This is a genomic window from Hamadaea sp. NPDC051192 (assembly GCF_040682475.1).
In the GTDB taxonomy this organism is placed as follows: Bacteria; Actinomycetota; Actinomycetes; order Mycobacteriales; family Micromonosporaceae; genus Hamadaea; species Hamadaea flava.
Genome location: NZ_JBFBAZ010000031.1, coordinates 32857 through 46008, shown reverse-complemented (window position 1 = coordinate 46008; position 13152 = coordinate 32857). Strand labels below are relative to the sequence as shown.

The window sequence follows — 13152 nt, the reverse complement described above, 5'->3', positions numbered from 1 at the left end:
AGGCATTGAACACTTGCCCGAGTTGCGGCACCAGCCTCTACACTGGATATCGAAGTGGTGCGGGCTGGACCTTCTCCGTCAACTCACTGCATACATGCACCTTTCATGTCGCACCCAGTCGTAGAACCCCATCCGCAGTGCGAGCCGCAGCGCCCGGACCTCACGTTGCCTCCAGTGCGCGACGGCGACGAAGCACAGGCAGTCACGGGGGTTCAGGCAGCCGATGGCGATCTCGTGGGCGGCGACGCTCGCGGCGCGGTTGAGGTCGGCGATGCGTTTGAGTTCGGCGACGTGCGGCCACGCCGCCGCCAACCGGCCACCGGTCGTCAGCAGGTGATCGGCGGTGCGCCAGAAGTCGACCGTAAGAAGGCTCTGGCCGGTCTCCGCGCGGCGGATCGTGGACACGCTCTTTCGCATCCGCTCAGCCAGTTGCGGGCGAGAAAGGTTGGCCGCGATGCGATACACCGTGAGGCTTGCCCCCATTGCCTCGCACGCCCGCTGGTAGGTTGTGAAGCTGTCGTGGGCTTTCTGGTCCGGCGTGGCCAGCGGCTCGGCAGACAGCAGACCTTCCGGCCCCGGCGAGTCGGCGTACTGGTCTGCGGCGGCGGCTTGTTCGGTGATCACGATGTTGTCACTCCACGATTCGACGGATGCCGTCCGGTCCGGTCACGATCCGGGTGGCGGGGATCTTGCGCCGCCAGCCGAAGCGACCGAGCGGGTGCGCGGGGTCGACGTCTCGGTCGAGCCAGCGTTGGGCGAGGCTGATCGCCGAGACGATCCCGAAGGCGGTGAACATGGCGGGCATCGCCTTCGTGAGCAGGAACCGGGCGACCTCAGGCGGGCCGAGCAGGGCCGTGCCGAGTCCGAGGACGCCGACCACAGCCAGACCAAGCCCCAGGATGGCGGCCCCATGGTTGGTCCAGCGGCGCAGCGTCGGCTCGTCGTGGCGTGAGTGCACCGCCTGAAAGTCGTCGATGATCTGATCTCGCTGTTCGGAGGGCATGTCCCACGAAAGCCGAGGCGCGTCAGCGGGGATGCCCGAGCGGCAAGTCCAGATCCCGGTCCGGCACCCTGGGCACCACATCGACGCGAACCCCATCAGGTTGTCCCCGCCGGTGTAGACCAGCCGCAACCCGAGACTGCGGCAGCCGGGACACCGCAAAGCTGGCTGGTCGACCGTGCGCGCGTCGGCAGCGGCGTACGCGGCCAGCCAACCCTTCCACAGACGGTCGCTGAGGATGATCCCGCCCGACACCCGCACCCCGCGCGTGCGCCACCAGCGCACGAGGGCCGCACACGGCCGAGGCATGATCGGCTCACGCATCGGCGGCCTCCGCGACGACATGTCCCGCTTCCTCGGCGCTGGTGCTCGGACGCAGCCAGATGGTCAATGCGCGCCGTTCGTCCATTGTGGGCACTACTATCGGCCGTTGGCCGGTGTCTGAATCCGTCGCACGGTCGGCGGGAGGGGCCGGAGTGGCGTCAGCGCCACGGACGATGTAGAAACCCAGCTCGGCATCGGAGGCCGCGCCTAGGACAGCTCGCAGGCCGTCGCGGTACGCGCGTTGCGGCCAGCGGTGTTCCCCCCGCTCGTATTTTCCGACGTGACCTGCGTCCAGTGCCGCATAGCGGATGCCTCGGGCGGCCAGTTCGACGTTGACCAACTCCGCCAGTTCCTGACGCGACAACGGTCGCCCGGACCCTGACGGCGACTGCATCGCCAGCCGTGCCGCCCGCAGCCGGGTATTGGGCTTCCGCTGCAAAGTCATCGTCCCCCTCGCGACACCGCGAGGCAGTCGGTCTGTGCACGCGTGACACCGGCCGACGACAACGCGCTGTCGATCATGTCCAGCACGTCGAGGCTGGGAATGCTCGGTTGAACCGCGCGGACCGCAGTGATCGTGGCCAGCAGCCGAAGAACCTGCATGATCTCGCCGACGTCGAGGCCGGATTGCTGACGCAAACGGCGATGCTCATCGCGTTCGGCCAGTGCGAAGGCGTACAGACGCGTGAGCGCTCCGCCCGCGTTGAGAACGGTGTCACTGCGCTGCGCGAGATCGAGGCTCGGGAACCGCAGCGCGGCCTCAACCTTGGCCACCATGTTGGCGGCCACGAAGACCTCGCCGGCCAGCGCCGCTTGAGAAAGACCGGCCTCGGTGCGGCGGTGGCGAAGCTCAGCGCCGAAGAAGTGCTGCGCCGAACGGTTCGGCTCCAATTGCCGAGGATGTGCAGTCATGAAGGGAAATCCTTATGAGGTAACGGATTGAGCCCGGCGGGCGTGCGTCATCACGCGCCAAGGCCAGGTCCTCGGTGCGGTGGTCTGACGCAGATTCGGGTTGGTGAACGCCCGCCGGGGGCGCGGGCCGGGCAGCCCCGGTGCGTGGGAGCTGCCCGGCGTTCGTGGCGAGCCGTGGGGTGCGTTACGGCCCGGTGATGACGCCTGTCTCGGTCAGGGCGGCGATGCGGCTACGGAGGTAGTTGTCCGTCATGCGCTTGGCGGCGGCGTCCTTCGGCGATTCGGTGGCCGCTCCGTACTGGTACCAGGCTTTGCCCGTGGCGCGGTCGGTGACGACGAAGCGGTCCTTGACGGCGGGGCCACGCACGATGAGGGTGACGGTCTCGGTGTGGGCGGTCACGGAGTGGATCATGCTGTGATGCAGGGTATATGCATCGCCCGGCTCTTCGATGCGGACCTGGCGGGCGGTCAGGGCGGACACGTCGATTTCGTCGGTGAAGTCGTGGTCAGTTCCGTACAGGACGTGGGTGTAGGAGCCGGTCAAGATGTGGCTGGTGTAGGTCCAGCGGTGGTTGTGCGGTCGGTCGAAGTAGCCGTCCAGGAAGACATGCAGGCGCAGCCGCCATCCGGTGGGGTCGTCGTGCAGGATGATCTTGTCGAGGATGTCGTAGTGCTCGCACAGTCTTGACAGGTCGGGGTTGTCCGCTACGGCGCGCGTCAGTTCGCCGAGCAGGTGCCGGTCGGCGGCAAGCTGGTCGAGGACTTCGGTGGACGCGGCCGTGACGGCGGTCAGGTCGGTCCAGTCCAGGTCGGTCAGCGGAGTGAACAGATCGGGCGGGGCCAGGGTGGTCATGACAGTGCCTCCTCGGTGAGTTCGGCGGTGGTTCGCTGATGGGGCAAGGAGATGGCGGCGCAGTGGGCGGTTCCGGCGTGGCAGGCGGCGCGGACGGCTTGTTGGACCGTCGCACCGGTGAGGTACGCGTGGGCGAGGCCGCCGGAGAAGGCCGCGCCTGCGCCGTGGGTGTGACGGATCTCGGCCGTGGGCGCCTCTATCCAAAACGCTGCGGCGGCGGTGTAGCCGAGCGCGCCGAGGCTGCCGAGCGTGACTACGACGGTTTCGGGCTGCAAGCGCGCGTACAGCTCGGAGGCGAGCGCTTGGGCGTGGCCGGCGTCGCGTTCGTCGAGGTTGGTCTGTACGAAGGCGATGGGGCGGCGGGAGGCGGCCTCGGCGATGGCGTCCGACAGCGGGTCGCCGCCGAGGTTGAGCAGCAGCGGGGCTCGGCTGGCGGTGATCGCGGTGGCGGCCGGGTCGTCGAGGACTCGGTAGCAGTCGATGTAGACGAGGCGGGCGGTGGTCAGTGGGGTCAGGTCGACGGCGGCGAGTTGTTCGACGGCGTTGCCGAGCCATGCGAACCAGGTTCGGGTTCCGGCGTGGTCGGTGACGATGGTCAGCTGTGGGGTGCCGAGCCCCGGGGTCGTGCTGGGGATGGCATGGTGGGTGACGCCCGCCGTGTCGAGCGTGTCGAGGACGGCTTGTCCGGCGGGGTCGAGGCTGACGCGGTTGCTGACCAGGTGGGCGGTGGACCCGAGCCGCCGCGCGGTGAGCGCGGCGATCGGGGCGTCTCCGGCCAGCGACGGGAAGACCTGGTCCACCTGCGCGCCGGTGTTGGCGGCGGGGTAGGCGGCCACGGTCTTGACTTGCGCGTAGGCGAGGTAGCCGAAGCAGGCCAGGTCCGGTCCTCCCGTCGCTGGCGTGAGCACTATGACCAGCCGCCTTCGCTGTAGGTCTGCCCGGCTGCGATGTGCCGAAGCGCGGTGGCGATGTAGGGCACGATCTCGGCGGTCGGGTCGGCGGGGTCGACGAACGACCATCCGGCGCACTTGTCAGGCTCGGTGTTGGTGATCTCGCCGGACCAGTCGGTGGCCTCGAAGAACAGGGCCACCCGGCCCGCCGTGGTGCGGTGGTGCATCAGGTGGGCCAGTCGGAGGTTGCCGGTCTTGACCAGCACGCCGATCTCTTCCTCGGCTTCGCGGGCGGTACCGGCGGTCGCGGATTCGCCGTCTTCGAGGTGGCCGGACGGCAAGCCGAGCTGTCCATCGGCCCATCCGGTGTTCTGGCGCTTTCCGAACAACACCCGGCCCTGCTCGTCGCGCAGGATCAGGTGCAGGTCGACGAATGAGGTGTAGCGGGCCATCACAGCTCCTCGTTGGTGATCATCGTGGGTGGGCGTACGCCCTGGCCGCCCAACATTCTCGGCGGTCGATCATGAAATGGCTGGGAGGCCGGTGGGCACGTCGGCTTTCCACAGGCGGCAGACCGGCACGATGTCCGGCTCGGCGGCGCAGGATGCGGAGCCCATGACCAGTTCCTCGGCGGGGCAGCCGCCCATGCACGAGCCGGAGATCTTGCACGAGCCGCACGACGCCGACCGCAGCACCTTCGTGAACAGGTCGAACTCGTTGGCCTCCTTGTTGAGCACAACCTGTCCGTCGATCATGTTCGCGAAGTGCAGGTCGGTGTCGAACAGGAAGCTGCACACGTACGCGCGGCCGTCCGGGAAGATCGAGATCCGGTCCAGGGTGCGGCCGATGCAGCCCCGGTAGCCATCGGCGGCGTATCCGGCCATCCGCTCGCGGCGGGCGTAGGTCGGCTGGTACCAGATCCTCGTCTTGTGGTCCGAGCCGACTTGCTCCAGGTGTTCGTAGAAGTCGATCCACTCGGCCGGGCTGATGCCCCACTCGGCCGCGCCGTGCCCGGAGCCGATGACGGAGAACACGTGGAACTTGACCAGCGACGCTCCGAGGTCGTCGGCGATGTCGAGGAGGTTCAGACAGTCGCCGAGGTTGGCCTTGTTGACGGTGCAGATGATGCGGGTGTCGAAGCCGCGCTCGCACAACGTGGCGACGGTCTTGAGTGCTTGGTCGAAGGTGCCCTTACCGCGGACCTGGTCGTGGCTGGCGGCGCTGCCTCCGTCGAGGCTGATCTGCACGTAGGAGAAGTCTTCCGGTTCCATCTGGGCGAACTTCTTCGCCGCCGGCCCCAGGCCGTTGCTCGTGGTGATGACGTGCTCATAGCCGAGGGCCTTGGCGTTGCGGATGATCGGGATGTAGTCCGGGTGAAGGGTCGGCTCGCCGCCGAGGATGGTCAGCTTGGAGCCGCCCATCTGCCGCCAGGTCGTCAGCGTGTTCATCACCGCCTCGTAGGGCATCTTCAGCGCCCGTTCCAGCCGTTCGCCCATGTAGCAGTGCTCGCAGCGCAGTTGACATGCTTCGGTGATGTACAGGTAGACGTTGCGGAACCGCCCGTAGGGGATCTTGTCGACCCGCTCGGGCGTGGTGTCGTGGGCGGAGGCGGGCAGGCGGGCGTTGCCGTACGCGTCGGCGACCGCTGCTCGGTCGCGGCGCAGGGTCGGCATCGGTAGGGCGGTGGTGGTCACGGCTGTCTCCCTCGGGGCTGGGTGGCGGTGGTGAGCAGGTGCGAGAGCACGGCGTTGACGCTGCTTCGGACGGCGGTCAGGTCGTCGTCGGCGCTGACGGTGCGATGCTCGATGGCGTGGTCGGCGGCCGATTCGGCGATCTCGGGCCGGTTGGCCAGATAGCGGGCCATCCGCAGTCCGTGAAGGCGTGGCACGTCGCTGGTGCGGCGTATCAAGGCGGCTCGGCAGGACGAGCACAGCTCTGGGTCGTCGGTGGCCGGTTCCGCTGGAGCGTGCGGATCAGGTCCGCAGGCCGGGCACACGCGACGCTCGGCCACGCGTGCGACGGCGGTCGCAGCGGTCGCGGTCAGTTCCAGCAGCGCCAGCCTCCGACCGGCCTGTCCGGCGATCTCTGCGAGCAGGTTCAGTTGCCCGGCGGTGCCAGGGAAGTTGTCCAGCAGCACCACGGGATCGGCGGCGTACGCGCTGCCGAGGAATGCGGCGATCAGGACTCGCCGCACGGCCTCCAGGCTCACCCAGCCCAGTGGGTCTGGGCTGGGAGCCAGTCCGGCCAGTAGCCCCGGGCGGGCGCGGATCGTCTCGCGAAGCCGGAACACCGGTGCGCCATTCGCGCGGGCGAGCCCGCGCACGATGGTGGACTTTCCGGCCCCCGGTGGACCGATCACGGCGACGAGCACGGGGCCGCCCGGGCTGCTGTCGCGGCTCGGTACGTCATGATCGATCGCGACGTTGGTGCTCATGACGATCCCGTCCGGGCGTGGGTGCGGCTGCCCGCGCGGTACGCAGCTCCGCGCGGGCAGCCTCCCGACCCGAGGCTTTTCGGCGACGGATCGGGTCGTCGTGTCGTGCTGGTCAGACCGCCGAACGGCCGAAGCCGTTGAAAGAGCCGCGATCGGCCAGCAGCGCCATCGGCTGTCGCCGAGGCAGCACGCCCGTACCGAGCAGGGCGGCGTAGGCCAGATTGCGCTGAGGGCAGGGCTCGAACTCGCGGCAGGCGGCGCACCGGCCCGAGGCGTCGCTGACCAGATGGTTGGCGATTACTGCCAGCGCCGCGTTCGGTCCGCGTAGCGCTTGTGCCGACACTTCGCCACGAACAGCCGTTGTCATGACGCATTCCGTCCTCCCTGGATAGCTGGCGGACGAGCGAGCACCACGCCGTCCTCCGTGCCGCGCAGAATGCCGGCCAAGGTGTGCTCGCCTTGCCGGTTGAGCCTGAGCGCCAACGAGTGTTGGCGTGCGAAGACCTCGATCTCCATCAGGTGCTCACCGAGCAACAGCAGCAGCATCGTGCGTAGCCTGTTGACCGAGACGTCCGGCAGTAGCCGCGCCAGATCCGATATGGTCCAGACGCGGTGCGGCTGCGAGAGCAGCGTGGCGTAGGTACGTCGCGTCTCGTCCGATTGCACGTGAAGTGCCTGCGGCGCAATGGTATTCATGACTGCGCACCCCCGGATGTGTCGTCGGTGAGGACGCCACGCGCCCACGCCGCTTGCGGGCACGGCCACCAGGCCGCGCGGCCTGCGAAGCCCATGCAGCCCAGACACAGGCCGCCTGTTTCGGACTCCGCCCGATGGATCGTGAGGGTTGTTCGGGCCTCGTCGGCCTCGCGCACGTCGGCGGCCTTGACCACGATTACGACCATGGCCCGGTCCTCACGTCGAGGGCGAGGATCTCGTTCTCCGAGCGTCCGGCGGCGGTGAGGACCGCCCAGGCCCACTCGTGCGTCTTGCACGGGAACCGGCCGTGACAGTTGTTGCAGCGGCGCGCTTCGGGCCATTCGATCGGGCAGTGTGTGCGGATCACGTGCTCGGCGTTGGAGACATCGGACGCTGTGGGTGTCATGTCATCGACCTCCTCACCCGTGACGGCTCGTCCGCTGACGGCGCTGACAGCGGCCCGTGAAGCTGGGGAAACTGAACGTAGGCGCCCGGCTGTCGATGGACCGGGAAATTCCGTACCGGGTCCGCCGGGCTGCATCAGCGTGGCTCGATCGTTACGGACGGTAGAAGTCCAGTGACCGGACATTCACCGGCGTTGCCTGGTCATTCGCCGGACATTTGTGATCACCGCTTGTTGGACGGTTCGCAAACGCCCTACCGTGACATTTGGGAACCCCGCCCCAGACAGGATGTGCAGGCGCTATGGACGAGCCCCCCACGCTGCTCGCGGTGCTGATCGCCAAGAGCGAGAACACATACGCCGAGATCGTGGAAGGCTTCCGTAGTTGTGCTCGCGAGCACGGCGAGGACGCCGAGATCACTGAGCGCACCTTGCGTCGGTGGATGTCGGGTGACATCCGGCTGCCCCGCCCGGCGCAGCGGCGAGTCGCACGGCTGTATTGGGGCTTCCCGATGAGCGAACTCCTCGCCCCTGCCCGGCCCGAGGAGCTGATCTCGCCTGCGGACGGCACCTTCCCCGTGACGCCAAGCGAGCTGCTGTCCCACCACCCACTCGACCAGCGGGCAGAACGGCTGGACTCGGGCCAACCCCTGGAAAGGCAGATGGCAATGTCCACTCGCCGCGCTGCGCGGTTCACCACCTTCGCTGAGTCCACCAACATCGGACCCGAAGCTCTCGACGAGATCCGCGACGAGATGGTTGACCTCGCCAACGCCTACATCCGCGAACCGCTCACCGAGATCATGGGTCCACTGGTCGGGCTGCAAGAGGTCGTGTTCACCCTCCTGGAGGGCAAGCAGCGGCCGACGCAGAGCCGGGACCTGTACGTCGTGGCGAGCGTCGTGTCGGGCATGCTGGCCAAGGCCAGCCATGACCTCGGCCGGTCGCGGGAGGCGATGACGCAGGCGCGCACGATGTTCGTCTGCGCCGACAACGCCGATCACCTTCCGCTTCGCGCGTGGGCGCGCGGCCTGCAAAGCCTGATCGCGTTCTGGGCTGGTCGCCACGAGGAGGCCGTGCATTATGCCCAACGTGGCGCGGCGCTGTCGGAGGGCCACGCCGGAACCGTCGCCGCATGGCTGCCGTCGCTGGAAGGCCGTGCCCTGGCCCAGCTCGGCCGTGCCGATGCCGCCCGTGATGCCGTTCGCCGCGCCACCGACCTTCGCGAGCGCGTCTCGTTGGACGACTTGGACCAGGTCGGCGGCTTGTTCACGTTCCCGCAGGCCAAACAGCACTACTATGCGGCTGGCGCGTACGTGTTCCTCGCCGACGACGACGCGGACACAGCGGCCGAGTCCGAAGCGCTCTCCGCACTGGACCTGTTCGAGAATGGCGTGCCTCAGTACCGCTCGTTTAGCGACGAGGCCGGCGCCCGCGCCGAACTGGCCCTCGCACGGGTCCACCGCAACGAACTCGACGGCGCGCAGGAAGCCATTGCCGAGGTGCTGAACCTTGACCCGGCCCGCCGCATCGGCGGCGTCATCCCCAGTGCCGCCCGCGTGCACTCGGCGCTGAGCCACCGCCAGTACGCCGCGTCGCCGCTGGCCCGCAGCATGCGCGAGCAGATTGAGGCGTTCAGCCGCGTCCCCGCCGCTGCGATCACCGCCTAACGCCGCACTATGGTTGCGGCATGTACCCGGTGAACCTCGACGGCCCCCGTGTCCACCTTCGCGAGTTCGAGATCGGCGACCTCGACGCGTGCATGCAGGTCGTCGGCGACCCCGAGGTCACCTGGCATCTGAGCTTCAACACCCGCGACCGCGACCAGCAAGGCGCGCTGCTGACCGCCGACGTCGAACGGGCGAAGACCGATCCCCGCCCGGACTACTACCTGGCCATCACCGAGAAACCCTCCGGGCAATTGATCGGCTTCGCGCGCATCGGACTGCTCGCCCACCGCGCGGGCGAACTCGGCTACGCGCTGCGCAAGGACCGCTGGCGCAGCGGTCTGACGACCGAAGCCGCATCCCTGATGCTCGACTTCGCATTCGGGCCACTCGAACTGCACCGCGTCCAGGCGGCATGCGGCCCCGACAACCTCGGATCACAGGCGGTACTCGACAAGCTCGGCTTCAGCCGCGAAGGGCGCATGCGCGACCACGTCCACACCAACGGCGCGTGGCGCGACTCCATCCTGTATTCGATCCTCGACACGGAATGGCCCAACGCGTCACGCGGGTGACAATCGCAGCCTGCCGATTGCCAGCCCACGGGCCGGACCGGGAAAATTCTTACCGGGTACCGCCGACCGGATCGGGCATGGTGATCGCATGCGGGGCATGACCGACGACATGACCATCGGCCAGCGGGTGGCGTTCTACCGTCGCCGACGCGGTCTGTCGCAAGAGGTGCTGGCCGGACTCGTCGGACGCACCGTCGAATGGCTGCGCAAGGTCGAGAACAACCGCGCCGACCTCGACCGGCTCTCGGTACTGCGCAGCCTCGCAACGGCCCTGGACGTGTCGCTCGGCGACATCATCGGAGAGCCCGGCCTGTTCGACTGGTCCGACGAGTCCGGGCATGAGACCATCCCCGCACTTCGCGCCGCCCTGCGCGACTACCGCCACCTCAGCCCCGCACTCGCCCGTACCGGCGGAGACGACCCGCCCTCGCTGGACCGCCTCGAACGAGCCAACGCCGACCTGTGGACCAGCTACCAGCGTTCCCGCTACGGCGACCTCGCCCGAAAGCTGCCACTGCTCATCGGCGAGTGCCTGACCGCCGAGCGTGCCCTCGACGGCGATGACGGCCGACGCGCCAGTGAGCTCACCGCGTACGTGCACCACGTGGCGACCCTCTTTCTGACCAAACTAGGCGAGACCGACCTCGCCTGGATCGCCGCCAGCCGCGGACTTGCCGCAGCGAACGCCAGCGGAGACCACGTCGCCATCGGCTCCCTCAGCCGCGCCGCCGCCCACGCCCTGACCTCCAACGGCGAGTACCGCCAGGCCCGCGAAGTCGGCACCGCCGCCGCTGTGTACCTGCACAGTTCCTCGGCGAGCCCACACCGCAACTGCTGTCGGTCTACGGAACGCTGCACCTCATGTGCGCGCTGTCGGCCGCTCGCGACGATGACCGCCAGACCGCCCGGACTCACCTAGCTGAGGCCGGGGACTCGGCTAAACGACTCGGAGCCGACGCCAACCACGTCTGGACCGCGTTCGGGCCAACCAACGTCACCATCCATCAAGTCTGTGTGGCGCTGGAGGTCGGCGACGTGCAACGAGCCATCGTCCTCGGACCTGGACTCGACACCAGTCACCTGCCCGTCGAGCGGCGCGTACGGCACGCAATCGAAGTCGCACGCGCATACATCCGGTACAACCGCGTCGACGAGGCATTGACCGAACTACTCAACGCCGAGCAGATCGCACCCGAGCAGGTCAGATACCACCGGCTCTCGCGCATGATCGTGCGAGACATCCTCAACCGTCCGCGCCCGCCCCGGCTCGCCCTCGACCTCGCGCAACGCATGGGCGTACGAAGCTCGCCGCCCCAGTGGTGACTACACCAGACGGCTCACATACCCGGCGGCCACAAGCCGCTCGAACGCCTGCTTGACCTCCTCGGGCATCGGCTGCGCAATTGCGAAGCCGCGTTCAGCGTAGACCCCGATGCGCTGCGTGTCACCCACGAGCATGTCCACGACCTTCTTCATGTCGCCGATGCTGGCCACATAGTCATCCAGCGACAACGGCCGCGAATAGCAGATCACCTGGACCTCGGGCCACAGCTTCTTGCACGTCGCGTACGCCCTGCGCTGCTGATACGGACGCGACATCAACAGCACAGAGGACACGTTCACGCCCTGGTCCTCCAACAGCGCCCGCGAGAACTTGATGTTCTGCTCAGTGTTCGTCGCAGTCGTGTCGATCAAGATAGCGTCGGCGGGAACGCCGTGCTCAATCGCGTAATCCCGGTACGCCACCGCCTCGCCCTGCGGGAACCGCTCGATCGTGGTTGGCGCGTTCGCTCCGGTGAACACCAGCCATGGATACATACCAGCATGGAACAGCTCGGTTGCGACGATCGCAACGCCAAGGTCATGACTGCCGAGCCCGATGCCCGCATCGCACGGCCGCAGCTCGTGCCCCATGTTGTGGTAGGCCCACAGCACCTCGACATCCGACCTGATCGCGTTTGGCAGCATGCCTACAGCCTACGGAAGGCCAGAGAGCCGACTCGTCAACCCCGTGCCAGAAGCGCCAAGCGCGAAGGGGCGGGTATCGCCGCCGCGATACCCGCCCCTCGTAGGAGGAGTGCTACTGCCCAGGGCCGTCAGGCCGTGCCGCCCCGACTGCGACACCGTTGATGCGGAGTTGCCGAACAAGGCCGCTGGCCCGCTCGTTGGAGACCGTGTGGCCCGCGTCCCGAAGACGAGCGGCGAGGACGTCACGGCTGAGCGGCGTTCCTTCCTCTGTCAGTGCGACCTGGATGGCGCGGGCGGCTTCCTCCAGCGCCGTCCGGTCCGTCCGTCCGGTACGCGCGCCGTCCACGTTTCCCGTCCGGCGTGCTCGGCGGACCGGACGACGGTCCTGGGCCGGAGCCTCGGCGTCCGCTGTATGCGGCCCGTCCGTCCGACTCTTGTCCCGATCTTCGTCCGCAAACGCCGCTGGCCGTTCGGCCGAGGCAGTGACGATCACGGGCGGCTCGATCGGCGCGAGCCTTTCCGGGACGCCGCGACTACCGTTCGTGTCCTGCCCGTGGACCTGCACCCCCGACAGCGTCGCGGTAGCCGCACTGGCAGGATGCTCCAACAGTCCGAACAGCAGCTTGACCGCCAGGAGTAGGGCGAATGCGGGCCAGCCGGAGACCGCGCGGCCGATCCAGTCGGAGCCGCCAACGGCGATGTTGGCGGCGAAGCTCGCCCCTGTTCCCGCGACGAGTGCGGCCCATGGCAGGCGTCCGGAGCGCCGTCCGGCTCGCTTGTCGGCGAGCAGGACGAGCGAGGCCACGATCTCGATGCCGTCCACAGACAGCGGGAACATGTGGCCGCGCCAGCCGGTCTCGCCGTGCAGGTGGGCCAGCTCCGTCATGTGGCTGTAGGAGATGGCTCCGGCGATCCCAGCGAGGCCGACGACGGTCACGCCGGCGGCTGCCTTGATGGCGGCGTCGACTCGATTCATGGGCCGGTCACCTCCTTGTCGGGGTGAGCGGCGCGGAAGGCGTTCAGGTACTCGGTTATCTCGATCTTCTTGTCGGCCGAGGCGCGGGCCGCGAGGCCGCCGAGTGCCTGTGACAGCTCGCCGATCAGGTCGGCGGGGACGTAGGCCGTGCCGCCGACCGCCACGTGACGGGAGTTGATCAGGCCCGTCCACTCGATCTTGATGTAGACCTCGGTGAGCCAATCGGCGTGGGGCATGTGGAGTTGGGCGGTGACTGTGACGGGGAACGGGCCGCCACGTTCCAGCGGCATGACGACGGGGGTTCCCTGGTGGGATTCGCCGGTCGCGCGGTCCGGCGTGGCGGTGCATTCCCGCTGGTTACACCACTCAGGATGGCGGATGATCTTGGCGTCAGATTTGTTCTGGCTTTTTTCGCTCATTGACTACCGTCAAGAGTCAGACGTCGTACGCGATC

18 protein-coding genes and 1 pseudogene are annotated in these 13152 nt (G+C 68.1%); 4 read left to right on the top strand and 15 right to left on the bottom strand.

What is annotated here, in order from left to right; translation table 11 throughout:
- Positions 1 to 78 precede the first annotated feature (78 nt).
- From AB0M47_RS16040 to AB0M47_RS15985, 12 genes and pseudogenes are all read right to left on the bottom strand, one after another.
- Positions 79 to 624, bottom strand: a complete 546-nt coding sequence (locus AB0M47_RS16040; protein WP_363413526.1) for a helix-turn-helix domain-containing protein — start codon at positions 622 to 624, stop codon at positions 79 to 81.
- A 7-nt stretch (positions 625 to 631) separates the two neighbouring features.
- Positions 632 to 1324, bottom strand: coding sequence for a hypothetical protein (locus AB0M47_RS16035; RefSeq protein ID WP_363413523.1), 693 nt, complete (start codon positions 1322 to 1324; stop codon positions 632 to 634).
- A 163-nt stretch (positions 1325 to 1487) separates the two neighbouring features.
- A pseudogene (locus tag AB0M47_RS16030) lies at positions 1488 to 1688 on the bottom strand (hypothetical protein); the annotation flags it as partial.
- A 77-nt stretch (positions 1689 to 1765) separates the two neighbouring features.
- The gene (locus AB0M47_RS16025) at positions 1766 to 2215 is read right to left on the bottom strand and encodes a helix-turn-helix transcriptional regulator (RefSeq protein WP_363413520.1); all 450 of its coding nucleotides are present in this window, start codon (positions 2213 to 2215) and stop codon (positions 1766 to 1768) included.
- A 205-nt stretch (positions 2216 to 2420) separates the two neighbouring features.
- Complete coding sequence (locus tag AB0M47_RS16020) at positions 2421 to 3089, bottom strand: hypothetical protein (protein ID WP_363413517.1); 669 nt, start codon at positions 3087 to 3089, stop codon at positions 2421 to 2423.
- Positions 3086 to 3997, bottom strand: coding sequence for a carbohydrate kinase family protein (locus AB0M47_RS16015; protein WP_363413514.1), 912 nt, complete (start codon positions 3995 to 3997; stop codon positions 3086 to 3088). Before AB0M47_RS16015 ends, AB0M47_RS16020 begins: the two co-directional genes overlap by 4 nt.
- Entirely contained in the window at positions 3997 to 4431 is a 435-nt protein-coding gene (locus AB0M47_RS16010) for an NUDIX domain-containing protein (RefSeq protein WP_363413511.1), read from the bottom strand. The genes AB0M47_RS16015 and AB0M47_RS16010 overlap by 1 nt, the downstream gene beginning before the upstream one ends.
- 69 nt (positions 4432 to 4500) lie before the next feature.
- Positions 4501 to 5673, bottom strand: a complete 1173-nt coding sequence (locus AB0M47_RS16005) for a radical SAM protein (protein ID WP_363413508.1) — start codon at positions 5671 to 5673, stop codon at positions 4501 to 4503.
- Positions 5670 to 6413, bottom strand: a complete 744-nt coding sequence (locus AB0M47_RS16000; protein WP_363413505.1) for an AAA family ATPase — start codon at positions 6411 to 6413, stop codon at positions 5670 to 5672. The genes AB0M47_RS16005 and AB0M47_RS16000 overlap by 4 nt, the downstream gene beginning before the upstream one ends.
- 112 nt (positions 6414 to 6525) lie before the next feature.
- Positions 6526 to 6780: a hypothetical protein gene (locus AB0M47_RS15995; protein WP_363413502.1), complete on the bottom strand. Its 255-nt coding sequence runs from the start codon at positions 6778 to 6780 to the stop codon at positions 6526 to 6528.
- Positions 6777 to 7109 (bottom strand): hypothetical protein, encoded by a 333-nt coding sequence (locus AB0M47_RS15990; protein ID WP_363413499.1) that lies wholly within the window; start codon positions 7107 to 7109, stop codon positions 6777 to 6779. The genes AB0M47_RS15995 and AB0M47_RS15990 overlap by 4 nt, the downstream gene beginning before the upstream one ends.
- A 196-nt stretch (positions 7110 to 7305) precedes the next feature.
- Entirely contained in the window at positions 7306 to 7515 is a 210-nt protein-coding gene (locus AB0M47_RS15985) for a hypothetical protein (protein ID WP_363413496.1), read from the bottom strand.
- A gap of 299 nt (positions 7516 to 7814) precedes the next feature.
- Here AB0M47_RS15985 and AB0M47_RS15980 point away from each other — a divergent pair, with 299 nt between their 5' ends.
- From AB0M47_RS15980 to AB0M47_RS15965, 4 genes are all read left to right on the top strand, one after another.
- Positions 7815 to 9182, top strand: a complete 1368-nt coding sequence (locus AB0M47_RS15980; protein ID WP_363413494.1) for a hypothetical protein — start codon at positions 7815 to 7817, stop codon at positions 9180 to 9182.
- 20 nt (positions 9183 to 9202) lie between these two features.
- Positions 9203 to 9754 (top strand): GNAT family protein, encoded by a 552-nt coding sequence (locus AB0M47_RS15975; RefSeq protein ID WP_363413491.1) that lies wholly within the window; start codon positions 9203 to 9205, stop codon positions 9752 to 9754.
- 88 nt (positions 9755 to 9842) lie between these two features.
- The gene (locus AB0M47_RS15970; RefSeq protein WP_363413488.1) at positions 9843 to 10673 is read left to right on the top strand and encodes a helix-turn-helix domain-containing protein; all 831 of its coding nucleotides are present in this window, start codon (positions 9843 to 9845) and stop codon (positions 10671 to 10673) included.
- Between the two features lie 95 nt (positions 10674 to 10768).
- Positions 10769 to 11077, top strand: coding sequence for a hypothetical protein (locus tag AB0M47_RS15965; protein ID WP_363413485.1), 309 nt, complete (start codon positions 10769 to 10771; stop codon positions 11075 to 11077).
- Here the strand turns inward: AB0M47_RS15965 and AB0M47_RS15960 are convergent, their stop codons facing one another.
- The 3 genes from AB0M47_RS15960 to AB0M47_RS15950 form a co-directional block, all read right to left on the bottom strand.
- Positions 11078 to 11722, bottom strand: a complete 645-nt coding sequence (locus AB0M47_RS15960; protein ID WP_363413482.1) for a YdcF family protein — start codon at positions 11720 to 11722, stop codon at positions 11078 to 11080.
- 112 nt (positions 11723 to 11834) lie between these two features.
- Positions 11835 to 12698 (bottom strand): DUF2637 domain-containing protein, encoded by an 864-nt coding sequence (locus AB0M47_RS15955; RefSeq protein WP_363413479.1) that lies wholly within the window; start codon positions 12696 to 12698, stop codon positions 11835 to 11837.
- Complete coding sequence (locus AB0M47_RS15950; protein WP_363413477.1) at positions 12695 to 12988, bottom strand: hypothetical protein; 294 nt, start codon at positions 12986 to 12988, stop codon at positions 12695 to 12697. Before AB0M47_RS15950 ends, AB0M47_RS15955 begins: the two co-directional genes overlap by 4 nt.
- Between the last annotated feature and the right edge of the window lie 164 nt (positions 12989 to 13152).

Bases quoted from the DNA above. Each gene is read 5' to 3' on its own strand.
- AB0M47_RS16035 (WP_363413523.1), bottom strand. From the start codon at position 1,324: ATGCGTGAGCCGATCATGCCTCGGCCGTGTGCGGCCCTCGTGCGCTGG.
- AB0M47_RS16020 (WP_363413517.1), bottom strand. From the start codon at position 3,089: ATGACCACCCTGGCCCCGCCCGATCTGTTCACTCCGCTGACCGACCTG.
- AB0M47_RS16010 (WP_363413511.1), bottom strand. From the start codon at position 4,431: ATGGCCCGCTACACCTCATTCGTCGACCTGCACCTGATCCTGCGCGAC.
- AB0M47_RS16000 (WP_363413505.1), bottom strand. From the start codon at position 6,413: ATGAGCACCAACGTCGCGATCGATCATGACGTACCGAGCCGCGACAGC.
- AB0M47_RS15995 (WP_363413502.1), bottom strand. From the start codon at position 6,780: ATGACAACGGCTGTTCGTGGCGAAGTGTCGGCACAAGCGCTACGCGGA.
- AB0M47_RS15990 (WP_363413499.1), bottom strand. From the start codon at position 7,109: ATGAATACCATTGCGCCGCAGGCACTTCACGTGCAATCGGACGAGACG.
- AB0M47_RS15985 (WP_363413496.1), bottom strand. From the start codon at position 7,515: ATGACACCCACAGCGTCCGATGTCTCCAACGCCGAGCACGTGATCCGC.
- AB0M47_RS15980 (WP_363413494.1), top strand. From the start codon at position 7,815: ATGGACGAGCCCCCCACGCTGCTCGCGGTGCTGATCGCCAAGAGCGAG.
- AB0M47_RS15975 (WP_363413491.1), top strand. From the start codon at position 9,203: ATGTACCCGGTGAACCTCGACGGCCCCCGTGTCCACCTTCGCGAGTTC.
- AB0M47_RS15970 (WP_363413488.1), top strand. From the start codon at position 9,843: ATGCGGGGCATGACCGACGACATGACCATCGGCCAGCGGGTGGCGTTC.
- AB0M47_RS15960 (WP_363413482.1), bottom strand. From the start codon at position 11,722: ATGCTGCCAAACGCGATCAGGTCGGATGTCGAGGTGCTGTGGGCCTAC.
- AB0M47_RS15955 (WP_363413479.1), bottom strand. From the start codon at position 12,698: ATGAATCGAGTCGACGCCGCCATCAAGGCAGCCGCCGGCGTGACCGTC.
- AB0M47_RS15950 (WP_363413477.1), bottom strand. From the start codon at position 12,988: ATGCCGCTGGAACGTGGCGGCCCGTTCCCCGTCACAGTCACCGCCCAA.